General features: G+C 43.4%; 23 protein-coding genes. 7 read left to right on the top strand and 16 right to left on the bottom strand.

Annotated elements, in window-relative coordinates; translation table 11 throughout:
• Positions 1-5: 5 nt before the first annotated feature.
• From BTO10_RS07910 to BTO10_RS07880, 7 genes are all read right to left on the bottom strand, one after another.
• Positions 6-740, bottom strand: a complete 735-nt coding sequence (locus tag BTO10_RS07910; protein WP_105024182.1) for an HAD family hydrolase — start codon at positions 738-740, stop codon at positions 6-8.
• On the bottom strand, positions 730-2,199 hold the full coding sequence (locus tag BTO10_RS07905) for a CehA/McbA family metallohydrolase (protein WP_105024181.1): 1,470 nt from the start codon (positions 2,197-2,199) through the stop codon (positions 730-732). The genes BTO10_RS07910 and BTO10_RS07905 overlap by 11 nt, the downstream gene beginning before the upstream one ends.
• Before the next feature lie 104 nt (positions 2,200-2,303).
• Entirely contained in the window at positions 2,304-3,584 is a 1,281-nt protein-coding gene (locus tag BTO10_RS07900) for an extracellular solute-binding protein (protein ID WP_063521770.1), read from the bottom strand.
• Between the two features lie 6 nt (positions 3,585-3,590).
• On the bottom strand, positions 3,591-4,538 hold the full coding sequence (locus BTO10_RS07895) for a carbohydrate ABC transporter permease (RefSeq protein ID WP_105024180.1): 948 nt from the start codon (positions 4,536-4,538) through the stop codon (positions 3,591-3,593).
• 23 nt (positions 4,539-4,561) lie between these two features.
• The gene (locus BTO10_RS07890; protein WP_105024179.1) at positions 4,562-5,446 is read right to left on the bottom strand and encodes a carbohydrate ABC transporter permease; all 885 of its coding nucleotides are present in this window, start codon (positions 5,444-5,446) and stop codon (positions 4,562-4,564) included.
• An 84-nt stretch (positions 5,447-5,530) separates the two neighbouring features.
• A complete protein-coding gene (locus BTO10_RS07885) occupies positions 5,531-6,433 on the bottom strand; it encodes a LysR substrate-binding domain-containing protein (protein ID WP_105024178.1) in 903 nt (300 codons plus the stop codon).
• A 160-nt stretch (positions 6,434-6,593) separates the two neighbouring features.
• A complete protein-coding gene (locus BTO10_RS07880; protein ID WP_105024177.1) occupies positions 6,594-8,219 on the bottom strand; it encodes an ABC transporter substrate-binding protein in 1,626 nt (541 codons plus the stop codon).
• Positions 8,220-8,361: 142 nt separating this feature from the next.
• Here BTO10_RS07880 and mpaA point away from each other — a divergent pair, with 142 nt between their 5' ends.
• Positions 8,362-9,069: a murein tripeptide amidase MpaA gene (mpaA, locus tag BTO10_RS07875; protein ID WP_105024176.1), complete on the top strand. Its 708-nt coding sequence runs from the start codon at positions 8,362-8,364 to the stop codon at positions 9,067-9,069.
• 18 nt (positions 9,070-9,087) lie between these two features.
• Here mpaA and BTO10_RS07870 read toward each other — a convergent pair whose 3' ends face one another.
• From BTO10_RS07870 to BTO10_RS07855, 4 genes are all read right to left on the bottom strand, one after another.
• Complete coding sequence (locus BTO10_RS07870; protein WP_105024175.1) at positions 9,088-10,002, bottom strand: hypothetical protein; 915 nt, start codon at positions 10,000-10,002, stop codon at positions 9,088-9,090.
• 753 nt (positions 10,003-10,755) lie between these two features.
• Positions 10,756-11,784 (bottom strand): IS110 family transposase, encoded by a 1,029-nt coding sequence (locus tag BTO10_RS07865; protein WP_105024174.1) that lies wholly within the window; start codon positions 11,782-11,784, stop codon positions 10,756-10,758.
• Positions 11,785-11,852: 68 nt separating this feature from the next.
• Positions 11,853-12,359: a GNAT family N-acetyltransferase gene (locus tag BTO10_RS07860; protein WP_105024173.1), complete on the bottom strand. Its 507-nt coding sequence runs from the start codon at positions 12,357-12,359 to the stop codon at positions 11,853-11,855.
• Positions 12,360-12,373: 14 nt separating this feature from the next.
• A complete protein-coding gene (locus BTO10_RS07855; RefSeq protein WP_004741886.1) occupies positions 12,374-13,159 on the bottom strand; it encodes a class I SAM-dependent methyltransferase in 786 nt (261 codons plus the stop codon).
• A 132-nt stretch (positions 13,160-13,291) separates the two neighbouring features.
• Here BTO10_RS07855 and BTO10_RS07850 point away from each other — a divergent pair, with 132 nt between their 5' ends.
• Positions 13,292-14,446, top strand: a complete 1,155-nt coding sequence (locus tag BTO10_RS07850) for an IS110 family transposase (protein ID WP_105024172.1) — start codon at positions 13,292-13,294, stop codon at positions 14,444-14,446.
• 373 nt (positions 14,447-14,819) lie between these two features.
• Here BTO10_RS07850 and BTO10_RS07845 read toward each other — a convergent pair whose 3' ends face one another.
• Together BTO10_RS07845 and BTO10_RS07840 are read right to left on the bottom strand one after the other, a co-directional pair.
• On the bottom strand, positions 14,820-15,506 hold the full coding sequence (locus tag BTO10_RS07845) for a DUF4336 domain-containing protein (RefSeq protein WP_032554423.1): 687 nt from the start codon (positions 15,504-15,506) through the stop codon (positions 14,820-14,822).
• 317 nt (positions 15,507-15,823) lie between these two features.
• A complete protein-coding gene (locus tag BTO10_RS07840) occupies positions 15,824-16,168 on the bottom strand; it encodes a DMT family transporter (protein ID WP_105024171.1) in 345 nt (114 codons plus the stop codon).
• 324 nt (positions 16,169-16,492) lie between these two features.
• Here BTO10_RS07840 and BTO10_RS07835 point away from each other — a divergent pair, with 324 nt between their 5' ends.
• From BTO10_RS07835 to BTO10_RS07820, 4 genes are all read left to right on the top strand, one after another.
• Positions 16,493-17,641, top strand: coding sequence for an S-(hydroxymethyl)glutathione dehydrogenase/class III alcohol dehydrogenase (locus BTO10_RS07835; RefSeq protein ID WP_004737546.1), 1,149 nt, complete (start codon positions 16,493-16,495; stop codon positions 17,639-17,641).
• A 167-nt stretch (positions 17,642-17,808) separates the two neighbouring features.
• Positions 17,809-18,648, top strand: a complete 840-nt coding sequence (gene fghA, locus BTO10_RS07830; protein ID WP_105024170.1) for an S-formylglutathione hydrolase — start codon at positions 17,809-17,811, stop codon at positions 18,646-18,648.
• A gap of 149 nt (positions 18,649-18,797) precedes the next feature.
• Complete coding sequence (locus tag BTO10_RS07825; protein ID WP_105024169.1) at positions 18,798-19,130, top strand: DMT family transporter; 333 nt, start codon at positions 18,798-18,800, stop codon at positions 19,128-19,130.
• A gap of 174 nt (positions 19,131-19,304) precedes the next feature.
• Complete coding sequence (locus BTO10_RS07820; protein WP_105024168.1) at positions 19,305-19,706, top strand: hypothetical protein; 402 nt, start codon at positions 19,305-19,307, stop codon at positions 19,704-19,706.
• 127 nt (positions 19,707-19,833) lie between these two features.
• On the opposite strand, the gene BTO10_RS07815 is transcribed toward BTO10_RS07820, so the two are convergent.
• Positions 19,834-21,108 carry an MFS transporter gene (locus BTO10_RS07815; RefSeq protein ID WP_105024167.1) on the bottom strand — a complete coding sequence of 425 codons (1,275 nt, stop codon included), beginning with the start codon at positions 21,106-21,108 and terminating at the stop codon, positions 19,834-19,836.
• Between the two features lie 117 nt (positions 21,109-21,225).
• Here BTO10_RS07815 and BTO10_RS07810 point away from each other — a divergent pair, with 117 nt between their 5' ends.
• Positions 21,226-21,963, top strand: coding sequence for a 4'-phosphopantetheinyl transferase family protein (locus BTO10_RS07810; protein ID WP_105024166.1), 738 nt, complete (start codon positions 21,226-21,228; stop codon positions 21,961-21,963).
• Between the two features lie 47 nt (positions 21,964-22,010).
• Here the strand turns inward: BTO10_RS07810 and BTO10_RS07805 are convergent, their stop codons facing one another.
• Entirely contained in the window at positions 22,011-23,762 is a 1,752-nt protein-coding gene (locus BTO10_RS07805) for an ABC transporter ATP-binding protein (protein WP_004737540.1), read from the bottom strand.
• Positions 23,756-25,549 (bottom strand): ABC transporter ATP-binding protein, encoded by a 1,794-nt coding sequence (locus tag BTO10_RS07800; protein ID WP_105024165.1) that lies wholly within the window; start codon positions 25,547-25,549, stop codon positions 23,756-23,758. Before BTO10_RS07800 ends, BTO10_RS07805 begins: the two co-directional genes overlap by 7 nt.
• Between the last annotated feature and the right edge of the window lie 5 nt (positions 25,550-25,554).

Genomic DNA, 25,554 nt, shown 5'->3' with positions numbered 1-25,554 from the left:
ACGTTTTAGCCACGTTCTTGCAGTTGGTTGAACTCAAAATGGGCGACTGACGCGATCACCAGATCCGCCACTGGCTCTAACTCGCTGTGTTGTGCAGTCCCCGTCAGCACGCCGACATTGCTTGCACCTGCATTACGGCCAAATTCCATATCCGAAACCGTGTCACCAAACATGATCACTTCATGTGCCTCAATACCGCATTGCTCACAGAAGGCATTGAGTAGTGCTGGTGCTGGCTTAGGTTCGATATTACCATCGGAATAACCAACATAATCGAACATCTCACTCAAACCCGATTGCTCTAGTGTGTAGATCGTTGAGTCTTTGGTATCCGCAGTCGCGATGCCTAAAATCATGCCCTGCTGTTTAAACACACCCAGCTTTTCAGGCACACCTGGTAGTGCTTCAATCCAGCTTGGATTCTCTTCCACTTCGTCATTGAAAGCGGCTTTGGTCACCTTAGTGAACTCAGCGAGCGAGACATTAGGTTGTAGCATGTTGAACCACGCTGTCGCGGTATCTTCCACTGGGTTTGAGGCTAGTAGTCCATAGTTATCAACCACATCACCTTCAACACCGATGGCCAAGAGTAACTCAGCAGGTGTGACAGTTTGATTACCCTGATGCTGATCACTGTAAGATTTCACACGCTCACAGGCACCACGAGAAACGTTAAGCCACATCTTGTGGAACTCTAACAATGTGCCGTCTTTATCAAATAACATCGCCTTAAACTTCATCACGGCTCATTCGCTCCATTAGTTCTCCCCAAGTACGCACTAGGGGTTGGTTAAATTCTGGTTGTTTGCCATCAAATACGGCGTTGATGCAGCCTTCAAAATCATGCTCGTCAGGTTCAGATTGAGTACTGTTGGTTAATGCTGAAGAAAGATCCCCACGACGAATATCGACACGGCACCAACGGTAGCCCTGTTCAATATGGATACTTTGCAGCTCATCACTCAAAGCGATTCGTTCAACAATCTCGCCATCGACCACGCACTCCGCGTAGTAAGGGTTTTCTGAGTCAGAGACGGCAATTCGGTATGTAAGCGCTTGTCCTTGAGAATCGTTGCCCGGTAGCAAATCACCTAAGTTGATATCAAACTTCAAGCCGCAACGGCGCTCTAGGTAAACTTGCCCAATACGCAGACCAGACAAGATACCCTCGCCACTCAAACCATGGCTGTAAACGAAGGTGGATGGGTCACCGTAGATAGAAGGCTCATCCGATTTAGGATTACGTTCATGCGGTTCAAGGTGTGAATCGCTGCCGCCAATCGCGGTAATGCGCTGGCCACAATTCCACATTTCATTAAGAACCAATAACGCCTCTTCGATCGCTTTTGGTGAAGTTGACCAAGTAGGGTCACAACACACTTCAAAGGTAGACACTTGGCTTAGATCCACTTGATCGTAATGCCAGTGCCACGGCTTCATCATTGGGTGATTAATGCCAAGAGAGCTGTGTCCGCTTTTGGCTAAATTCAACCCTGCTTCCATAGTCGCTTGGCTGCTGTGTTCAACGTCTCTAAGGTCCAAAGACTTAACCGGACCATGCACATTGAAGTGCCCGAGATCGGTTGTGACTTCTAACGCAGGTAAGAACAAGCACTGCTTTGATACTGGCAATTTAGGCTGGCAGATGTTGTGCTCTGTAAAGAAGAAAAAATCGAGCCCTTGTGATTCCACAATGTCTTTAGCCGCCGCTAAGGTATTGTGACCATCAGAAAGCTGAGTGTGAGCGTGTAAGTCACCACGATACCAACGAGAATCAGAACTCAGCATGTAGCTGTAATCAAACTCGATATCGTGAGAACTTGTCACCGTTGGAGTCAGTTCTAACTCAACATCGTTATTAACTAACTCATTAGAGCAAAGTACATCGACTTGATACTGCATCGCACGCTCGGTGCGAAACTCACCTTCAAGGTTATAAAGTTCTAAGAACCACTCGCCCGAAGGAATCGCTCCATCAATCGCGCCTAGGCCTGAGCTTTCCGGTCGGATGGTGAGTGACTTGTGCGTCTTTTCAAACAGCACTTTGCCACGAAATGCTTGGTTAGCATCGTAAGCTGCTGCGTATAGAAACCCTTTTGTCACCGTCGTACCAGTAATGGTTACGCTGTGAGAACCTGCTGGCACATCAAAGGGGATACGTACTCTGCCAAACGGCAGCTCACCTTGAAATTGGGTCATTGTCTTCACCAAATTCGTCCTAATTGAAGGACTGGGTCAAAAAGAGGCCCACCCGAATAGATGGGCCTTGATGCATGCAAAGATAGTTTTGTTATCTTTACGGATTAAGAACGATTCGCTCGGTCTAGTGCACGTTGCGCTTTCTTAGCCGCTTGTTTTAGCGCTTTGTCAGCAGGCACGTTTTGGATCTGAATCTGATCCGCTGCCACCTTCAGAGCATCCATGATCTTACCGTTGGTAGGGTCTAGGAAGTCTTTGGTCGCCGTGTTCGCTTGCTTCAATGGAATTAGAGCTTGTGGGTTATCTTTAGTGAACGCTTGGTACTCTGGCACCTCAGATACGCTGTTACGTACAGGGATGTAACCGGTGAACATTGACCAAGCTGCGGTGTTTTTCGCGTTGGTGTAGAACTCAACAAACTCAAATGCACCTTTCGCCGCTGCGTCGTCTGTGCCTTTTGGCATTACGTAAACCAGCGCACCCGCTTGTGGTGCAGAAGGGTTTGAGCCCCAACCTGGTTGCGTGGTTGCTGAAAGCTTAGTGAAGTCCAAGTCACCTTGGTCACCCGATGAACCGGTGTAGCCTAGTGCGTTGTCTTTCATCACATCATCAATGGTTTTGTACCAGTATTCCCAACCTTGACCACCGTAGTGAATACGCATGATTTGATCATCGTGGATCCACTTACGGAAGCTGTCCCACACCTCAACCCACTCAGGAGAGTCAATCAGCACTTTCTTACCGTCATCACTGATGATCTTAGCGCCGTTAGAAAATGCCGCGTCAATCATGTTGTCTTGACCCCACATCGGCTCCCAGCCGTAGAAGGTCACATTACCTTTCTCGTCACGTTGTGTGACTTTCTCTGCGACCTTAGCTACGCCTTGCCAAGTCTTTAGATCTTGCTCAGTAAAGCCGTTATCTGCCAACACCTGCTTGTTGTAGTAGAACACTTGAGTTGTACCGTAAGCAGGTAGACCGATGATGGTGCCGTCGTCTGCCGTCACTTGATCTTTGAACGCGCCAATGAAATCAGAGAAGTTGAACTCTTCATCCATGAACGGCGTTAGGTCACGGCTCAAACCACGTCCGTGCATCGCTTCCGCACGGCCTGAATCTAGCAACACAAGTTCAGGTGCCGTTTTCGACGCTAAACCAGCTTGCAGCTTCTGATAGGTTTCCGTGTAGTTACCTTGCAATGCAGGCTTCACCACATACTCATCTTGGCTCGCGTTGAACTCTTCGATGAGCTTAGTCATCATTTGCTGTGGCTTAGTACCACCGGAATACCAAAAGTTAACTTCGGTTGCCGCAAGAACACTGCTAGAGAACATAGACGCGCTTGCTGCGCCAGCACACACTAGTGCGAGAGTTTTTAGTTTCATTTCCGTTTACTCTTTTACGCCGTTATCGGCGATACCTGAAAGAATCGTCTTTTGACAAATGACGAATAGAATTAACAAAGGCAATACTGCAATGGTGCTCGCCGCCATAATTTGCGACCAGTTCAACCCATAATTACCTTCGGCAATAAAATAGTGACGAATACCAGTAGCGATCAGATTTAAATCCTGAGTCGTAATCACCAGACTTGGCCACATGTAGCTGTTGTAATTGGTAATAAAAGTGATGAGGAACAGTGTTGCGACTGCTGCTCGGCATTGCGGTAAGATGATTGCCCATAAGATTTTGAGCTCACCTGCACCATCAATTCGTGCCGCTTCAATCAGCGACGGATGCACCTTAATAAACACTTGGCGTAGATAGAACACACCGAACACCGACGCCGCGTTCGACGCCACCAAGCCCATGTGTGAATCCAACAAACCCAGTTTTGCCAAGGTGATGTAAGACGGAATGTAAGTCACTGCGCCCGGCAGCATGTAACAACCCATAACGATGAAATAGAGCACTGTCTTCGAACGAAATTTCAGCTGAGTTAGCGCGTATGCAAACATCGCCGAATTCACAATCACCAACAAGGTAGTGAACAAAGCCACACTAAAGCTGTTGAAGATGTACAAGCCAAACGGCGCGCTGTGGAAGGTTTCGACAAAGGTTTCCCAGCGAAACTGCTCTGGAATCAAGTCCAGCGGGTTAGCAAAGATCTCATCGTTGCTTTTCAGTGAACCAGACAACATCCATAAGAACGGAAACACCATGATGGTTCCACTGGTTGCCAAAAACAGGTGCTTAGCCAGTGCGAAGACCGAACGGCGATCCGCTGAGGCTTTCTTTGACGCAACTTCTGACTTCGTCGCTTTGACTTGAGCTCTAACTTTGGCTTTCGTTGCGCCCTGATTTAATACTTGATTGGCATCCAATACTTGCGTGGTCATAATTCTGTCCTTTCAAAAATCGACTAGTAGTACACCCAGCGCTTGCCGATGTAGGTATTAATAAGTGCCAACAATCCAGTAATCAGGAATATCACTAACGATGTCGCGGCTGCTGGTCCCATTTCGTAACGTTCAAATGCTTGTTGGTAGAACAAGTACAGCAAGGTACGAGTCTCGCCTCCCGGGCCACCCTGCGTTAAGATCTGGAACTGATCGAACGCCTGCATTGCCGTGATAATGTTGACCACCACCAAAAAGAATGTGGTTGGTGAAATCAGCGGCAGCGTTATCTTCAAAAAGCGCGTTAAGCTGCTGCAACCATCAATCAAAGACGCCTCATACAGGGACTCTGGAATCTTGTTAAGCGCACTGATGTAAAACAGCATCGTCCAACCAATCGCCTGCCAAACTGTCACGATAATCACCGCAACCAAGGCTGTGTTTCCGTTCTCTAACCATGGAATCGCGCTAAACCCTGCGGACTCCAATAAGTGGTTTGCCAAGCCCGATTTGGTCTCGAATACCCAAGACCACACAATCGACACCGCGACTGTGGGTGTAATCCAAGGCGAGAAGATCACTGCACGATAAAATTGGCTACCCTTGAAGTTTTTGTGCAGCAGCATGGCAAACACAAGACCAAGAAGGATGGTGGGAATCACCACACCAACAGAGAACCAAAACGTGTTGAGCATCGCTTGGATGAACTCGTAGTCCTCGACCATGTACTCGTAATTTTCTAAACCGATGAACGAATAATATGGCGAGATGTAATCCCAATCGGTGAAGCTGATGTAAATCGAATAACCAAATGGTACGAGCCAAAAAGTAAACAGTGGCACCAACAACGGTGCAGTAAATAGCAGTACCTTTAAGCGGTTTTTCATTGGTTCTGAGAAAGCACTCATGGTGACCTCGTCCTTATTTGTATGCGGTTAAATTAAGGGGTTTGTGTGACAGGTTAGTAAGAGCGCCCTTCATTTTTTTTATGGCTACCCATTAGAAAATCTTTCTTCCAGTTCACCGTCTTCCATCTGGTGATAAAGCCAATCACAAAAGAAATTCACCTTGGCACTGCGTCGGTGTTTGGTAATCAAATAGTGGGCTGATTCAGCAGGCATGGAGGACTCTGTCGCCAAAACAAGTTCGTTTTTCTCTAACAACTCAGACACCGCAAGCGAACGCACTAACAACACGCCAATACCATGTTTGACCGCCTCTAAAGCGTGCAGAGAGTTACTCACTTCAAGTAGCACCTTAGGTAAAGTCATCTCGAATTGGTTGTGACTCAGCCATTGCAGCCAGTTCTCTCGGTAGCCTTTTACTTGCACGGTCGGCAGAGCAGAAAAATCATGCTCAACCAACGAACCTTGATATTGTTTTTTAAATTCTGGGCTGCACACTAACTGCCAATGCTCTTGAAACAGTCGCTCGCAATGGGTGTCTTCGCTTTCGACCTTACCGTTGGTCAGTTCAATATCGACATTCTGACAAGGGTTGGTAGATGGCCAGTCCACCAGCTGAATATCGAGCCTGATAAAAGGGTATTTTTGATAAAAAGATGGCAGGCGAGGTAGCAGCCAGTTATGACAAAAGGTGTGATTAACGCGCAGGCTCAAGACATCGGTTTCTTTTTCCCCGAACAAGATTTGAGTCTGTAGTTTCAGATGGGCTAATGAGCCCGCAACAATCGGTTGATAATGTTGGGCAGCCGATGTCAGCTGTACGCCTTTGGAGCTGCGTTCAAACAGTGTGGTATCGAGAAAGGTTTCTAAACTTTTAAGCTGCTGGCTCACCGCTGCTTGGGTAACACAAAGCTCTCGCGCAGCAGCGCCAATAGAACCGAGGCGGGCAACAGCTTCAAACGCAACGAGGGCACGTAGAGGGGGTAACATGGCTTCACCTGATTGAAATAAAAGTGAAAAATACTTCAGGCAGGTTTCAGTTTTTTGCGCTTACCGTTACAGATTAATGACGAAGGGACGTTAATCAGAGATTTATGATCAACGTCCCTTTTCTCTATTTCAGACTTTTATTTGTATGTCAGAAGATCAATTACTCTGTGATGTAGAGATCCTTAGAGTAGATACGCCCTTCTACATTGTTCTTCGCAAAACCACCGACACTTGGTCGCACTAGACGGGCCTGCATGTAGTAGTAGATTGGTGCGATCGGCATGTCTTCTGCCAGTAACTGCTCCGCTTGGTCATAGAAACCTTGGCGATCTTGTTCGCTGGTTGCGGCTAGTGCGCTATCCATTGCAGCGTCGTACTTGTCACTGCTGTAGCGAGCAAAGTTACCCGAAGAACCTGAACGCAATAGGCTCAAGAAGGTTGATGCTTCATTGTAGTCACCACACCAAGAGGCGCGCATTACATCGAAGTCACCTTGGCGACGCGATACTAAGTAAGACTTCCACTCTTGGTTTTCCAGTTCAACTTGTGCGCCTAGGTTACCTTTCAACATTGACGCAATCGCCACTGCAATCGACTTGTTCGATTCACTGGTGTTGTAAAGCAGTTTGAAATCCAACGGGTTAGACGCATCGTAGCCCGCTTCTTTCAGTAGCTCTTTTGCTTTTTGATCACGTTCCTTTTGAGTCCAAGTACTGTATTCAGGTTGTGTCGCATCAAAGCCAGCCGTGTACTCATGTGCAAAGGTATAAGCCGGTAAGTTGCCCACCTGAGTCACACCATTGGTGATAACGTCACGCATCATAGAATAAGAGACGGCTTTACGTACTCGCGCATCATCAAAAGGTGGTCGCGTAGTATTGAATGCGTAGTAGTAAGTACACAGCAGAGGCACTGTGGTAAACGCATCTTGGTATTTGCTTTTAAGTTGCTGTGCCATGTGTGTAGGCACGTCCGAAGTAATATCGACCTCGCCCACGGCATAACGGTTAATCGAGGCATTCTGATTCTCAAACGGAATATAAGTCACTTCGGTTAAGTGAGTATCTGAACTGTCCCAATATTTCGGGTTCTTCTTCAGTTCAATACGCTCGTTCACCACCCACTCGTCTAGTATGAATGCACCATTACCAACAAATTGCTTAGGATCGCTCCACGGCTTGTCGCTAATTTCAAGGGCTGCTTTATGCACTGGCATCATGGATGTGTGGCCCGTCATCGCCACAAAGTATGGCACTTGGCTGTCGAGTTCAAAACGGACGGTGTGTTTATCGACTGCCGACACGCCTAGTTCCTCAATCGGTTTCTTACCTTCTGCCACATCAGCAATATTGTTGATTTTGGTGAGCTTCAGATACCACACATTTGGCGATGCCGTTTTAGGGTCAACCGCTCGCCGTATCGCATACACGAAATCATCGGCCGTCACCGGATCGCCATTCGACCATTGCGCGTCTTTACGCAGGTTGAATACAAACGTTTTGTTGTCTTCGGTTTCCCAAGATTCCGCCACACCTGGAGTAATGTTGCCATCGCGGTCTTGAATCACTAAACCTTCAAAGAGGTCACGTAGAATGTGCATTTCTGGTAGGCCTTCAGCTTTTGCAGGGTCAAGAGTCGCCGCTTCTGCATCATTCGCGCGCACCAAGTGTTGTTCTTTCGCCAGAGAAGTTCCCGCTGGCAATATGTCAGCAACGGCAGTCACTGAGATAAAAGGGGTCAATAGAGATGAAATGAGTAAAGCCGTTGAGTGTTTCTTAAAATCCATGTGTTTTGCTCTCCTAGCCTATCTTTGAAGCAAGTAATAAAATTAACAATGCGACTGTTGACGAGTTTTAATGCTTTCGTTTATCTAAGTAGTTTTTGTAATCGTTAATACTTGATAGTACTTGATCAATCAGGAGATAAAGGTGAGTTTAATTCCAAGAACGGAAAGAGCTGCATTTTCAATAAAGCCGCTGCCATATGGAAAGTCGGTATTGGGCGCACCCTTGCTCTATTTCCCCGCGCAAGTAGAAAGCGAATCTCGAGGCCTAATCATAGCAGGCACACACGGTGATGAAACCGCGTCTATCGCAGGTTTATCTTGTGCGCTAAGAAGCCTGCCAGCCGCCAACTTACGACACGATGTGATCTTGTCGATGAACCCAGATGGTAATCAGTTAGGCACACGCGCCAACGCTAACCAAGTCGATTTGAACCGCGCATTCCCGACGCAAAACTGGACAGAAGACGGCACCGTCTATCGCTGGAGTTCCCACACACCAGTCAGAGATGTAAAGGTAAAAACTGGGCAAGTCGACCAACTTGAACCGGAAGTACAGTCGCTCATCAAGCTCATTGAGCAGCGCAAGCCCAAATTCGTCATCTCTTTCCACGAACCACTCGCTATGGTCGATGGCCCAAACCAATCGGAACTTGCCACTTGGCTAGGCAAACAGTTCAACCTACCGCTCGTTGAAGACGTGGACTACGAAACCCCAGGCTCATTCGGCACCTGGTGCCAAGAAAGAAGCCTACCGTGTATTACCGTAGAGCTTCCACCGGTTTCTGCGGATCTAACGATAGAGCAGTATTTAGATGCGTTTTTGGCGGTGTTGGGGAGTGATGGAGGCTAGATACCTCCGCCTACCCGATTATTCATTATTTTTCATCTTTAGATTTATACTTCGAAGTCCCAATGCAAATCCAAGGGCAAGTAAACCAGCGACAAGTACCGTGCTAGGGGTTGCACCTAAGTTCTCGAACCATTGTGTGAAAAAATGAATCCCCCCGAAAACTGAAACGGTATTTAGAACCCACCTGCGGTTTCTTTTCCAAGCCCAAACTGCAACCGCAATTAATGCGACAGCCCAAACGAAGGCAAATGTAGAAGCGGAAACAATGACTTCTCTTGTTTCGTTTCGCTCGCCCCACAAAGAACCAACCCAAAAACCCAAATTAATCAGAAAAAAGCCGGTTCTCGATGAAGCAATGGCTATTCTTTCGTATTCTGCTGGGAGTCTTTTAGATAGTTGATATAGGGTTATCGACAATAGGCTAAAAAGAATGACTGTGATGATAGGCTCTTGAATACCAACAAAGTAAGTCGCATGAAAATATCCTGTTCTAGCGCCGATACAAGCTGATAACATTAATGTTGCTAGAACAGCAAGCAGAGCACTCCTCGCAAATATACTCGCTACAGTAAATATTGTTGTGACAGTTATAATTGATAAAAGGCTACCTTCGCCCGCAACCGTGATTCCACCTCCGTTCATCAATGCGCCTGCCAAAATGCAAATGTTAGCAAGTACATTCCATTGTTCGCTGCCACTACTTAATATCACAAGGCCACCGATTATAATGAATGCTCCTATCAATATTGCGGTTGTTGGTTCGGGTACCAGAGCAAGTATCGAACTACTGACAGCGGTAACCCCAAATCCAATTAGGATGTTAAACGCGAGGGAACCCGTAGATTTTGCAGCAAGGGCACTGAATTTTTCGTACTCTTCCCGAGTAACTGCCCCTTCGCTTAACAATTTATCTAGATCGAGAGTTACTTTCATAATGAATCCTCAATATTCATAACGGCTGCGACAGGGACCGACAAATTTAGCACCTAGTTAAGACAAGCAATTTAAATGACACTTTTGGCAGTCTATTGCTGGCCATTGTTATAGGTAAAGACTTTAGGTATTGGCTCATCGATACATGATATAGATATAGATATAGATATAGATATAGATAAGTACTTAATCAAGCTCTTGAAACACAATTCCCTAAATAGGTTCGATAGAGCGATATCCAATTAAACCCACCAATACGCATCATTATTGTCCGGCCAGTATTCATGTGGCGAGACTCATGATATCAATACTATCCGCATATACTTGCTCAATATTTCCTTGAGACAGTTATTCCATTAGACACATTTAAATAGGTAGGAAAAACCGCACACATAAGTTGTGACTAGGTAATAAGGGCTAGCTTGAAATAGGCTTTTTCGAGTTAGAAAGTGCCACGGGTAAAAATTCAGCTTGTGAAGGTTTTAGACAAAACCTTGTTAGCGTAAATGATTTAGTTGCATCAAGATCAGGTATGAAAAAGTATCTTGAGACCATAGTCTCTTATATGGACTCCCCCGTTTCAACAAAAAGAACGATAGATATTCGCGTGCTTATATACGAGCTACTATTGAGGAGCTACCTCTGCTCAATGATAATTTCGGCTGTCAGGGTACAATGCTTGTTAGCGAGCTTTTCCTCTTTCGACTATTCTGTATCACCTAACTTTATCTTACGCTTCATTTTGTCAAACTGTCAGAGCATAGATGCTCTATACTCCGTATCAGATTTAAGCATAGCAAAAGCGGTACGAACTGTTTTATTTGCCAGCGCTACCGCTGCACATTTTTTACCTCTACGTACTACTAATGCTTGTAGCCACTGTTCTTTCTTTGTTTTAGCATCGCGTTTTACGACTTGCTGAACCACAGACATTGCGCCAGTAATTAATAGGCTGCGCAACGTTGAGTTTTTCCGTTTATCAATATGTCCCAACTTCGCTTTACCACCAGAAGAATGTTGGAGTGGTGTTAAGCCAATACAAGCGGAAACATCTTTTCCCTTTTTAAACTGACCAAGTTCTCCTGATGCCAAAGCAATGTACAAATGAACTGCGTTTAACTTACCGATACCTTCAATCTTCATTAACTTTTGGCATTCTTGGATTGACCTTATCCATTGTTCAAGGGAATGATCATAAGTATCAATTGCTTCGCACAAAACCAAATATAAGTCGAGTGACACTTTCAGCATATGCCTAAAATCAGCTGTTAGCTCATTGTCCGCGTCTTCCAAAATCATCTCTATCGATTGAGTAAAGCCTTGATGGCTCCTCGAAACTGGAAGATTAAACTCCCTCATCAATCCTATTAATTGATTTTTTAATGCCGTCCGTTGTTTAACAGCTTGCTCTCGTAATTTCAGCATTGATTGCGCTTGCTGTTGGCTATTCGTCTTACCAGAAACGAAAGTTACTTCAGGTAACTGTGAGGCTTGAATGATCGCTAAAGCGTCATTCTTATCTGTTTTTTGATTCTGACGAACCGCTTTAACCAAACGAGAGGAAATTAACTTCGAAGTGTGGCCTAAAGATGTGGCAATTTGATTCCAATAATTAGAGCTTGCGCAAGCTTCAAACACCACCAGAGAGGGTGACAAATTACTGAGATAAGCGCTGAACTGTTTCGGTGTCATTTCTCGATTAGATTGCACCTTTTTATCTGCGTAAACGCAAACTTGAATAACCTTAGCGGCTAGATCAACGCCAATAATGAGATTTTTCATAATCAGACTCCCGTGTTGCTTCCTATTAAAAGATAGGCGGATTGGGGATGGGGAGTCCAATCATCTTGTTATATGAATTTTTCTATCGCATATATTTCAAGACCATCAACATCACCATAAAGCTTAACTTCTGGCTCAAGGATCATACCTAGTTTTTTTATGATCGCTAATGACGGTAAATTTTCTTTCAAAGCTACACCATAAATTTTTGAGTGCTTATTGGCACGAAATGTTTGCTCTAAGGCAGCTTTTGCAGCCTCAAAAACATATCCTCGCCCTTGATAACCTGACACCAACGCGTATCTGATATCGCTGAACTCTGGATTTTCACAGTGCTCAACCCCAACATAGCCTATTTTAGTTTTGGGCTCACTTTTAAGGCTTATCACATAAGACCCAAATCCGTGATTCCAATGTTCAATTCGGTTTTCTACATGCTGCTGAATCTCTGCATCAGTATACGCCTGACCTTTAGGCAAGAATTTTGTTAATTCATCAGAGCTCAATATTTTAGAATAAATATCTAAGTCTCCATGACTAACGGGACTAAGAAGTAAATTCTCTGTTTTTATCATAACCACCTTTATTCCTATAACGCCTTGTAGGCGACTTTTCGCGCTTTGATTGAATATAACAAAGGAATCTGTTGACCTTTATACAACATTTGATATCCCAAGTTTGGTACTGACTCCAAACCATCAAAACAATTATATGGGCTATATGGATGCTCAGAGAAAGACTCAATCTTTAAACCTGCGTCGATTAAGGCGTTTATAACCTCACTTATTGGATGAGACCAAGTAACCGTAGTTGTTTTTGTACCATCACAGTTTTCTGTATAAGTGCCTTCCTCTTCAACGTCAGGCCTGCTATCCGGAAAATACGGGTAGCCAGATAGCAGGTCATTAAATGTATGGAACTCAACTAGGTGAAACTCCCCGCCGACTTTTAGTGACTTGGCAATAGTCTGCGCCCAATCAACTAAGTTGGGTAGCCAACACAACACACCGTATGAAGTAAATACGATATCGAATTGTTGTTTATTTTCATGACCAAATTGAACCACATCACTTTCAATAAAATCCGCTTTTAAATCCAAAGCCTGCTTCAGTGAATTAGCATGCTTGATTGCATTAGCAGATAAATCTACACCTGTGACCTCTGCACCTAAGCGAGCCCAAGACAAGGTATCTTGACCAAAATGACACTGTAGGTGCAATAGAGACTTTCCTTGAACATTCCCTACTTGTTTTAGTTCGATTGGATTTAGCGAACATCTACCACACTTAAATGATGCAACATCATAGAACTCCGATTCAACGTGTACCTTGGTTCTTTTATCCCATGCTTCTTTATTTATACTCAAATAATCCATTATTTGTCCTTATATTAATTTTGTAGCCTAGACATAATGACCCCCACGAAAGGTGCTAGCCTCCAATATCGTGGGTTAGCTTTAAGCCAGAGCCATAATTAGTGCGTCAAACAACTAAATTTGGAGGCTAGCATGAGTAAAGATAGCATAATTTTCATTGGCTTAGATACGCATAAGTCATTTATTCAAGTCGCTGTTTTACAAGAACATCGAAGGGCAAACCCACAACACCTTGGCCGTATTAAATCTAACAAGTCCGCGCTTATTAAATTGGCCAGACAACTGCAATCCAAGTATCCAAAAGCCACTCTGCACTTTGTCTATGAAGCAGGACCATGTGGTTACTGGACTTATCGCCTGATTACGAGCCTTGGACACTGCTGCTATGTCGTCGCTCCATCACTTATACCTAAGAAGCCAGGCGATAGAGTTAAAACTGACAAACGAGACGCAGCAAAGCTCACCAAGCTGTTAAAAGCCGAAGAGCTTACACCCATCTATGTACCAGAAGCCGAAGATGAAGCTATTCGAGATCTCTCGCGTGCCAGAGAAACGGCAATGAAAGATCTCAAAGACGCAAAGTTCCAACTCAAAGGCTTTCTTCTTCGCAATAATATCCAAGCGACGGTGAATGATAACTGGTCTAAAAAGCATCTACGGTGGCTGACCGACCTCATTCTTCCTCACCATAGTCAACAAATCGTCTTGCAAGAGATGATCATTACAATCAATGAGCGGATACAGCGGCTGCAACGACTCGATAATGAACTGCTCCATCAGGTCAAAAACTGGCGATACTATCCTGTTGTGAAAGCCATTCAAGCTATGCGGGGTGTTAGGTTACTCGTAGCTCTTGGCACAATAGCTGAGCTGGGTGACTTACGGCGGTTCCACCATCCAAGAAAGCTTATGGCTTACCTTGGGCTTGTTCCAACAGAAAACTCCAGTGGAGGTAAAACTCGTCGTGGCAGCTTAACAAAGTGTGGCAACAGTCGAGCCAGACGGTTACTCGTTGAAGGCGCACACACCTATAAGCATAAAGCGAACATATCTGTAGAGCTGCAACTAAGGCAAGAAGGGCTGCCTAAAGAGATAGTTGATATCGCTTGGCAAGCCCAGCAAAGGTTATGTCGTCGTTACCAACGACTACTACAAAAAGGTAAACACCGAAATGTCGTTGTGGTCGCCATCGCAAGAGAGATGATCGCTTACATCTGGGCCATTGCGCGTGAAGTTGTCATTAGCGACGTAGATCCTAGAACTCGAATCGCTCGTTTACCGGCATGAAGACAGAATTAGTGTTATCGCATTGGATAAAGCATCGGGAGTGGCATAAACACCGACGGCGTTAGGACGGCAATATAGCTTCGGCTGTATTGAACCACGAGCATAGACTGAAGACAGGTGCTACGACGGAACAAGTAAGGTAGGCTCTACTCATCAAACGATGAGCAATCCACGTATATCAGCATGAGAACCGACGACATTACTCGCTTCATCTATGCGCTAACACTATCCCAAAATGAACAAAGGCTCTGAAATGAGGGAGCAGAAACTTCTACGTTTTTAATTGACAGTGGGGGTCATATCAACGCCCAATTAAGGGGTGAACAACAGAATCCATCTTAAATGCTTTGTTATGTGATTTTTTGCCACTTGCTCATATAAGCCATTTGAATGCACGCTCTAAGAACTTATCTGCATTTTCTTTGACAATTTCGCCATGGGACATGACTAAAATTTGAGGTTTCCAAGACAACAAGCTATCAAGGTGTCGGCTAGCATCCGATTTACCGAACATAAAACTTAGACGCCAATCTAAAGGCATTTTTCCGTTAGGAGCGAGAATACCAACACCTTTCGCTACAACTCTTTGCCAATAATTGAAATCGTTTCCGGAAAAGTTTTCAACCAAGTCTGTGACGATAAGGACACCTGAACTTTTATGGAAAAAAACACATTCTTCCATCAAGGGGGAACCCGAAAATAACACTTGATCGATGTCTGCTCCCCATGCCCAACTTTGCTTATGGTTCAAAGAACCATTAAAAGATAGATCACCACGCTTTGCTATAACTTCATTAGTGCCAAAAACTTCGGCTTTGGGATAAACCGCTAGCCAATCAGGTAAAAATAGATGATGTAAGTGATTTGGTGCTATCAAATACCTTACTTCACCTAAGCTGCTAATCTGAGCAATAATTGCTTCTGATAACTTGATTGGGCTGTGAACCCAAAGCTCACCACTAGATAGCCGAACAATCGTCATTCGAGTAGAAAAAGGTAACCCTAGAAACTGAACTGAGCTACCGTCGAATATCCATATCTCGTGCGCTAATTTTTCGATTTTAACCCCCAATCACATAACAGCTATATTAGACAGAATAATTCTGTACTTAAATATAGAATTATTCTGTCTAGTATCTTGATGACGAAAACCATACATCTGTTTTGCTATGAATAACAATACTTTAAGTTCTACAGTTCCTTACCTACATCACTAAATACAGATTTTTCTGTATAGCATGAATTGATCGGCAAAATATGTTCCAGCCAGATGCACGAATAAGTGTTAGACGATTTGCCAGCAAGCTGTTGCCACAATAGTTCTCATGCTAAATTCATACGTTCTAAACACATTTTGGGGCAAGAACAATCTAGCCACTAATGACTCACCGAACTCGAAAACAGGTTGATAATCACCACGCCAGCCAAAATCAAAGCGATGCCGATGATTGCGTAGATATCGAGCTTTTGCCCGTAGACCAGCCAAGACAGTGCTGCGACTAACACGATCCCTGCCCCACACCAAATCGCATACGCCACACCCAAAGAGATGGTTTGCACTGTTAAAGACAACAGGTAGAAAGCACAGCCGTAGCCAGCCAATACCGCGGCACTCGCGGGCAAAGAAGTAAACTGCTGCGTTTTAGGTAATAGAGAAGTGGCAACAACTTCAAGCACGATGGCGAGTGATAGTATTACAGGAGGTGGAAGAGAAAAAAGCATGTTCAAACCTACAACTAGAAAATAGGCGGCAAGCTTATGCTCTATTTATTTCCAGTAAATGTCCCTTCTACTTAGTTACTATTTAGCGTCTCGATAGATTCTCTTAGCAACACATTTCCTTTCACTCTCCCCCTTCAAACTCCATTGATTATTACAAATGGGTAATAATCATTTTCTATTTGAGGGGATTATCAAAACCTGTGACCAAGCATATACTGGCTCCAACAAAACGAGAGAGCGGAAACAATTAAGCTCGACTACGCTTAACGAGTTGAACTTAATTGCAAAGTTATCCGCTGTACTGACATATAAAGGAAGCATCCAATGACTATCGAAATCAAACCTGGTCAAACTCATATCCAATCTAAAGCAATGGTCGCTTGGAAAGCAGGTGAGCCGCTAAAGCGTGAAACGGTTGACGTTGAACTGCCAAAGGCTGGCGAAGTACTTGTTCGTATCGTTGCTACTGGTGTTTGTCACACTGACGCATTCACTCTTTCAGGTGACGATCCAGAAGGTATCTTCCCTTCTATCCTTGGTCACGAAGGTGGCGGTATCGTTGAAATGGTTGGCGAAGGCGTAACAAGCGTTGAAGTTGGCGACCACGTTATCCCACTTTACACAGCTGAATGTGGCGAATGTAAATTCTGTAAGTCTGGCAAAACTAACCTTTGCCAAGCGGTTCGCGAAACTCAAGGTAAAGGCCTAATGCCAGATGGCACAAGCCGTTTCTCTATCAACGGTGAGCCAATCTTCCACTACATGGGTTGTTCTACTTTCTCTGAGTACACTGTACTTCCAGAAATCTCACTAGCGAAAGTAGCTAAAGAAGCACCTCTTGAGGAAGTTTGTCTTCTAGGCTGTGGCGTAACCACAGGTATGGGTGCGGTACTGAACACAGCTAAAGTTGAAAAAGGCGACACAGTTGCTGTATTCGGTCTAGGCGGTATCGGCCTTTCTGCAATCATCGGTGCTCGTATGGCTGGTGCAAGCAAAATCATCGGTGTTGATATCAATGAGAGCAAATTCGAGCTTGCAAAACAACTTGGCGCGACTGACTGCATCAACCCAATGAAATTCGACAAGCCAATCCAAGACGTTATCGTTGAGATGACAGACGGTGGTGTTGATTACTCATTCGAATGTATCGGTAACGTAAACGTGATGCGTCAAGCTCTTGAATGTTGTCACAAAGGTTGGGGCGAATCTGTAATCATCGGTGTTGCAGGCGCAGGTCAAGAGATCTCAACTCGTCCATTCCAACTAGTAACAGGTCGTGTATGGCGTGGTTCTGCTTTCGGTGGTGTTAAAGGCCGCTCTGAGCTACCAGAAATCGTAAACCGTTACATGGCGGGTGAGTTTGGTCTTCAAGAGTTCATTACTCACACAATGAGCCTTGACGAAGTAAACGACGCATTCGACCTAATGCACAAAGGTGAATCTATCCGTACTGTTTTACACATGGACAGATAATTCTCCTTGGTCTCGGCACTTAGGTGTCGAGACCACAGTTCTGACTTAAAAATCAGAGCGAAACTGTCTTCACCACCTCCTGCCCGGTGGGTGGTGAACCTCTAGCTTAAGCTATAGAAAATCAAATACATTAATTCCGAAACCATCAACCTAACGGAGCACAATAAATGACAATCGAAAACATTAGCCAAGCAAAGGTTGCTGGTGGTTGGCACAAACAATACACCCACTTTTCTGCAACGCTTGACTGCGATATGCGTTTCGCGATTTTCTTGCCACCAAATGCAAGCAAAGAAAACCCAGTTCCTGTTTTGTATTGGTTATCAGGCCTAACCTGTACCGATGAAAACTTCATGCAAAAAGCCGGCGCATTTAGAGCTGCAGCTGAGCAAGGCATCGCTATTGTTGCACCAGATACAAGCCCACGTGGTGAGAACGTTGCTGACAATGAAAGCTACGACTTAGGCCAAGGTGCTGGCTTCTACGTGAATGCCACTCAAGCGCCATGGGACAGCCATTACCACATGTACGATTACGTGGTAACAGAGCTTCCAGCACTGATTGAGTCTTTCTTCCCTGTGACATCAGTGAAATCAATTTCTGGTCACAGCATGGGCGGACACGGTGCCCTTACGATTGGCATCAAGAACGAAGATAGCTACCGTTCTATCTCGGCATTCAGCCCAATCAGTAACCCAATGCAATGTCCTTGGGGCCAAAAAGCATTTAACCAATATCTAGGCTTAGATATTGAAGAGTGGAAACAGTACGACGCCTCTGAGCTTCTAAAAACGAAAGGCACTAAGCTGCCAATGTTAGTTGACCAAGGCGAAGCGGACAACTTCCTAATTGAACAACTAAAACCTGAACAGTTAGTTGAAGCCGCGAAAGTAAACAATGCTGATTTAGAGCTACGTATGCAGCCTGGTTACGACCACAGCTACTACTTCATCTCTAGCTTTATTGATGAGCACATTGAGTTCCACGCAGCTTACCTAAACAAGTAGTCACACCTATTTAGCCCGCACCTTGCAAAAGCGTGAGGTGCGGGCTTTTTTGTGCCTGCAATATGAGCTAATCCGCGATTAGCACCAATTACCACTTTCAAACACTCTTGCTATACCAACACAAACAATACAAAGATAAAGGTACGAATATGAGCTGGTTTTTCTTGATGATGGGCGTAATGGCTGAAGCACTTTCTCACGTTGCACTTAAAGCCACCGATGGATTGAGTTTATCTAAACCAGTCCCAGCTTTACTGGTTATCTCAGGCCACTTGGCGGCATTTTTATTCTTAAGCCAAGCCATGAAAGAGATGCCAGTTGGTGTGGTGCACTCTTTATGGGCTGGATTAGCAATTTTGACGGTGAGCTTAATCTCGAGCTTCGTATACAGCCAACACCTAGACACAAAAGTTTGGATTGGCATGGGGTTTGTTGCCGCAGGGGTCATGTTGATCAACCTATCACAAGGCCACGCGCACTAATTTACCCAGGCGCTTTTAGATAGAAAGCGTCTGAAACCTAAGTTATGAACAGTGCGTCAATTTGTTCAAATTTCCTAACAGAGTGGTGTCGCCTTCACTTATTCATACTCTTACAATCAACAAATCAAACCTGTTACCATAGCACCTTCAACATTACCTATTTTAAAGGTTGCCATGAAAGCAATTAAGACTCTTTTTCTACTGATGATTTTAGCTTGCGGTCTATTCACGGCTTGGTTGTTTATTTCAATCCCCGCGACCATAGACAAGCAAACTCTCGATGTCCCACTGACGGAACCGTTCAAGCTTGTGGCGTACCGCAGTAATCCAAATGATGCGAGCAAGCCATTTACTTACCACTACTATGTGATTTCAGATGTAGTTGGCGTTGACGACATGGACCCATTCCTAGTCACAACCGATCAGTTTGTGAAGCTTGGCGACTTTGATGAGAACACATTCAAGTTAACGGTAAACGGCAAGATAGAGAGCTACACCAACGATTTGTGGATTGAAAAATCTGACGGTAAGTTTCAACACTGGTATGTCAGCGTTGATGCGAACTACGTTCGTTAGATACGAGCTCAAATAACTCCAACTTTAAAACTGCGCTCTGGCGTCCAAGCCGAGCGCAATGTGCTCCTAGAGAACAATACGTATTCAGTCTATGGCGTTTGCTCACTTGCTCAAATATTGATTAAACTCAGTCATTGTACGCATCACTCCAGTGGCGATAATGAGTTGATTTCAGCACTGCAAATAAGCAAGACAATGCAATCACTATTCCGAGCACCAAAGCACTACTATATCCACTAACCCCCGCTAAACTTGTGGCTACAGAAGAAAAGACTATCTCCCCAAAAGTCTGTGTTCCCTGAAAGAAAGCAATGTTTGTTGCAGGCTGCAAAGTCTGCTGAGAAAAACGCATTGAATATGTATAGGTGCTTACCGCAATAAAACCCATCCCCAAACCTACAATGACAGATGTTAACCACACACACCATGCACCCAAAAGCCAATCCTCGGCGATCGCTATCCAAAGAAAACCACCGAACATAACCAACTGCAAGCCGAACAGCAATGTTGAACGATATCCGCAACGCTTTATAAGGTTGCTAGCAATGAAACAACCTACAAGCATTACTAGCAAATGACCAACTCCTGTTAGCATTCCTACTTGCGACATAGACCAAGATAAGTCAACCAAGATAAATTTTGACAGCGCCATTGTGATGACTCCACACAAAGTGGCACATGAACATAGTACCAAAGTTGAAGTCGCTCTTGGGGCTTTGAAAAACTTGAGAAGGGATGCTTTTGCTGTTGTACTGCTGTGCTTCACTTTCGGCTCTTGCCAAGTGATAATTGGTATTAGACATACACACACTATTGCGGCCAATAGTAGTAAAGTCACCCGATACCCAACATATTCAAAGGCAACCATTGCAAACGGGCCCGCAATTAACATCCCGATAATAATTCCTGAAACCTGAATCGCATTCACTAAACCGAGTTGTGACTTCTCTGTATGATCAGCTGCTAAACCATCGGTCGCAATATCTTGTGTCGCTCCCACAATAGAAATGATCGCGAGTAATAATGTCACTATGGCCAAGTTCTGTTCAGTAACGTTAATCATCGCTAATGTTATCAGTGTCATTACCATCACCAATTGCATAGGTATGATCCATGACTTTCTTCGCCCAAGAGAGCCTAGCCAATTATTTTCCACTAATGGCGCCCACAAAAATTTAATGGCCCAAAAAATTCCAGCGAGCGGTACCATTGAGATCAATTCTAGTGGTAAACCGAGTGTTTTTAATAGTGTAGGAATAGCATGGAATGTTAAACCAATAGGGATACCCTGAACAAAATACAGACTACAAATAATGACAAAAAAGACATTGCTTTGTTTAGATCTAAAATTCTCACTCTCACCTTTAATATTGCAGCTTTCCATAAAAGTCCTTAATTTCATTTCTGTTCAATAGGTAAATTAATGTATGGTTTCTGAGAAACTAAATTATGCTTTACATATAAAAGAAAGTAAATGATAATTATTTGCAACAAGTAATTTGGTCATAACCTTAAAGTAATGGAAAATTTATCATCAGAATTTATTAATGACTTCAAATTTTTTAATTTTGATTATCAAGGTAAATCTTTAGATATAATGAGAATTAGTTTTTCTCCAGATAAATTTAGGGAAAACTTATTTTTTCACTTTGATATTGAATATCCAAATTTAGTCAGAGAGTCCGTACCCAAAAGAAAGAGGGAGTTTTTGGCAGGTCGGATATGCACCAAGTACTTGATAAAAAAGAATTTGGGTTACGCAATCGATGTTCCAATATCCGCAGATCGTTCGCCAAAATGGCCTTGTGGATTAACAGGTTCAATATCTCATACCGATAATAGTGCTATTGCAATAGTGGGTAAAAAAGAACACTCAGACGACAACCTTTCATTTGGTATCGATATCCAGACTTTAATGTCTCAGCAACAGAGCAAAAGCATCCAACCACTTATTGCTGACATAACAGAATTATTGCTATTGAAGAAGCTTAATTACTCTAATGAATATTGCACTACATTGTTATTTTCGGCTAAAGAGAGCATATACAAAGCTATATACCCACATATTATGGAAATAGTCAATTTTGATGCTGTTAATTTAGTCAATATTAATCATCACAAATCAATCCTGACCTTTTCTACGTCCACGAACCTTAACAAAAACTTTAACATCAACAAAATTATCACGTGCAACTATCGCTATGACACCAAGAGAAATGAGATCACAACGCTATGCTTGTATAAACCAAGAAACTAAAAGCTGGCAAAACGTTATCTTGCCAGCTTTCTCTCAACAACAGAAAACTACGAAATAAAGTGCCAACTTTGAGCTTGCTGTTGAAGGTTCCAAAGCTCATTATAAAGAAGTTTATTTTGCAGCAAAGTGTCGTGCCCCCCTTGCTCAACGATCTTCCCTGAGTCTAAAACAACAATATGATCAGCGTATTGAACTGTTGATAACTTATGAGCTATTACAAGTACGGTTTTATTCTGAACTAAAGCTTGCATTGCAACCTGGATATCTCGCTCATTTTCAGGGTCTAGAGAGGCTGTGGCTTCATCTAAGATAACAAGTGGCGCATCTTTAAGAAGTGCACGAGCAATTGAAAGTCTCTGTTTTTCACCGCCTGATAAGTGTACACCACCAGCACCAATCTCGGTATCAAGCCCCTTTTCCATCTCTGACACTAAATTTTTGAGTTTCGCGAGCTCTATAACACGCCACAATTCATCATCTGTCGCACCTGGTTTAGCAACACGAAGGTTATTCGCCAGTGTGTCATTAAAAATATAATTCAATTGAAACACAATACTGACATGCTGAAGCCAATGCTCTACTTGCATACTTGCAATATCAACCTGACTTCCTTGTTCTCCTATTGAGATTGAGCCTGAATCAAGCTGCCAAAAACGAGCTATCAATGACGCAATTGTCGATTTACCTGAGCCTGATGGGCCGACAAGTGCGGTTACTTTATTGTGAGGGAGAGTTAGGTTTAAACTATCAAAAAGCGGATCTTTTGAACCCGGATAAGTGAAACTCACATCATTAAAGGTGATCGCCATATTTGAAATCTGCGGTCGGCCTTGACCATGTGGCATAGTAGGTAATGACAACACTTCATCAACTCGGTTTACAGCCAGATCTAAATAATTTAGCTCAGCCAAAAACATTGACATGTTAAGTAATGGCCTGAAAAAACGGACTGCTGCAATCAAAAATAATAATACTTCCGGTAAAGCTATTGTACGCTCTAACCAAGCCCAAGTAAGTACAACCAGCAACACAATTAAGCCTGACTCCACCAGTACATTAAAGCTGTATACAGGCCATACAGCAGCCTTCTCAGCTTTTAAGGCTTGATTACGTGTTGATGTTAAAACATCATTTAAGCGTGAAAAAGCTTTCCCCATCATGCTATGTGACTTGAGTTCCTTTAAGCCATTCATATACTCCATTACGGCATCATTCAGTTGATGCATCAAATGCTGCATGTGACTCTGCCACTTCCTAGCGTAAGCTCGCGTTAGTAAGTAAGCGAAACAAGCTAATGGCAAGGTTGACATCATGGCCAGCCCCATTCGCCAATCTTTAGCTATCAGGCCTAAGGCAAAAAAGCACAATACTGAACCAGTGGCTATAATTGGTGCATACAAATGAGTAAAAATCCGCTCAATCATATCAATGTCTTTTAGCAAGGTGTTATTAACACTGCCAAAATCAGAACGCTGGAAAAAACCCATTGGCATTTTCCGTAAATGGTCACCTAAACGCTGACGAATTTGCTTTCCTGCATCAAAACCAATAAGAGAAATGTTCACGTGAATGACTCGTGCCAATAGGGCCCGTATGATCATCATGACAGCACATCCGATCACCAACAAAAATTGATGCTGTATATCTGGCTTATCGGCTAACATATCCAGCAGAATATAATAAAGAAAGCCATAGGGAGCAGAAGCAAAGAAAGCATCAAGCACTGTCAGAAATACAGTTCGATTTAAACCTTTCAGAGACGTACCGGTTAAACGCTTTAAGGTATTTATTCTCAACATGACTCTACACCCTCTGACACTGTCATAGTCTCTTGACCCTTTGATGATTGCCCAAAGTGCCAAGCTTTAGTTTCTTGGTGTGCTTCCCACATGGACTGATATAGCTCGCAGCCTTCTAGCAATTCACCATGTGTACCTTCTGACACTTTTTTACCTTTATCCATAACAATAATTTTATCGACATGAGTAAGCGTATTTAAACGATGCGCAATAACTAATACTGTTTTGCCTCGCATTAAACTTGAAATTGCTTGCTGGATGCGAACTTCATTGCGCGCATCAGCATAAGCCGTTGCTTCATCAAGGATCAAAATAGGCGAATCTTTAGCTATAGCCCGAGCAATCGCAATTCTTTGAGCTTGCCCACCACTTAAACTCCCTTGATCAACTATCGTCTCGTAGCCTTCTGGTAATGACAAAATAAACTCGTGAGCACAAGCTGCTTTCGCTGCATTAACTATGTCTTCATCGGAAAGCTCATCATTACCCATGCGAATGTTTTCTTTGATAGTCTGCTCAAAAATATAAACATCCTGAAAAACAAAACTAACAAGCGACATCAACTGATCAAATGGAAAATCTGTTATCAACTTATTACCGATAGTGATCTCACCACTCTGGTATTCAAAAAATCGAGGAATCAACTGAGCCGCTGTTGTTTTACCCGCGCCAGATGGCCCTACAATAGCGGTAATTTTTCCTTGCAAAGCAGTAAAAGAAACATCATCGACAGTACTTTTAATCGCTTTATTATGTCGAAACGTTACATGATCAAAAGTGATACCAGTATGTGCTATAGTTTGCTGTTGAGAGCCCTCACTCTGAGGAGTTATTTCACAGAAGTATTTTATCTTTTCAACACCTTTTAGCATCTCACTGAACATACCACCAAATTGAATAAGGTTGTAAAGAGGTTCCATCAACCCCACGCCCAGTAATATAAAAATAAATAATGTCGATAGCGTTAAATCACCTTGAGCGTATAACCATACACTAACAGGTAATAAAAAGAGCAAACCAAGATCAAGCGATAACTTAAATAAAGATGCTGGCGTTTTTGTATCTAATAACCAATTCGTCACCAGTTTATGATGCTCATTCACTGCATCTCGATATTTTTGATGCGAATCGACCGTCATGTTAAACGCTTTTACTACAGGTATAGATGCTACAAAATCGACAACACTAATATGCAAATTGGAAACGACTTTATGGTACTCATCTACTCTAACGTTGAAGCCTTTGAACATAAGAGCTTGTAAAACCAAAGCGATAGGTAAAGGTAAGAGAGCTATAAGTGCCAATCGCCAATCGATATATAACAAGAGCAGTGAAGCAACTAAAGGGCTCACAATCGCAGCAGCCATATCTGGTAAATGATGGGCAATAAAAGTCTCAATTCTGTCGACATCATCTGAAATAATTTTTTTCATTGATGCCGCAGCTTGTTTATTACTTTCACCTAATGATAACTGCCCTACGCTATCAATAATTTGTTGGCGTATTTCAAATAATAGTTGAAAAGCGGCTTTGTGCGACAATAATCCAGATGCTAGTTGCAACAGCATTTTCATCACTAATGCAATCGTAGCAAGTAAAACTAATTGCCAGACAATATAGGAGTCAGCAATAGCATCATTGATAAATCCATCAACCAAATGATAAATAATAAAATATGGTACTACCGTAAGTAAAGAATAAACAACGGCTAATACCATAGACGATAAAAGCTTACGGCGTTGGTTTGCAACCAATTGAATTAACCAAGAAAACGGCGTTCCTTTCATTTTTT

Origin of the sequence: Vibrio chagasii (genome assembly GCF_002954585.1) — a bacterium.
Lineage (GTDB): Bacteria > Pseudomonadota > Gammaproteobacteria > Enterobacterales > Vibrionaceae > Vibrio > Vibrio chagasii_A.
This window is presented reverse-complemented; position numbering and strand designations above follow the sequence as displayed.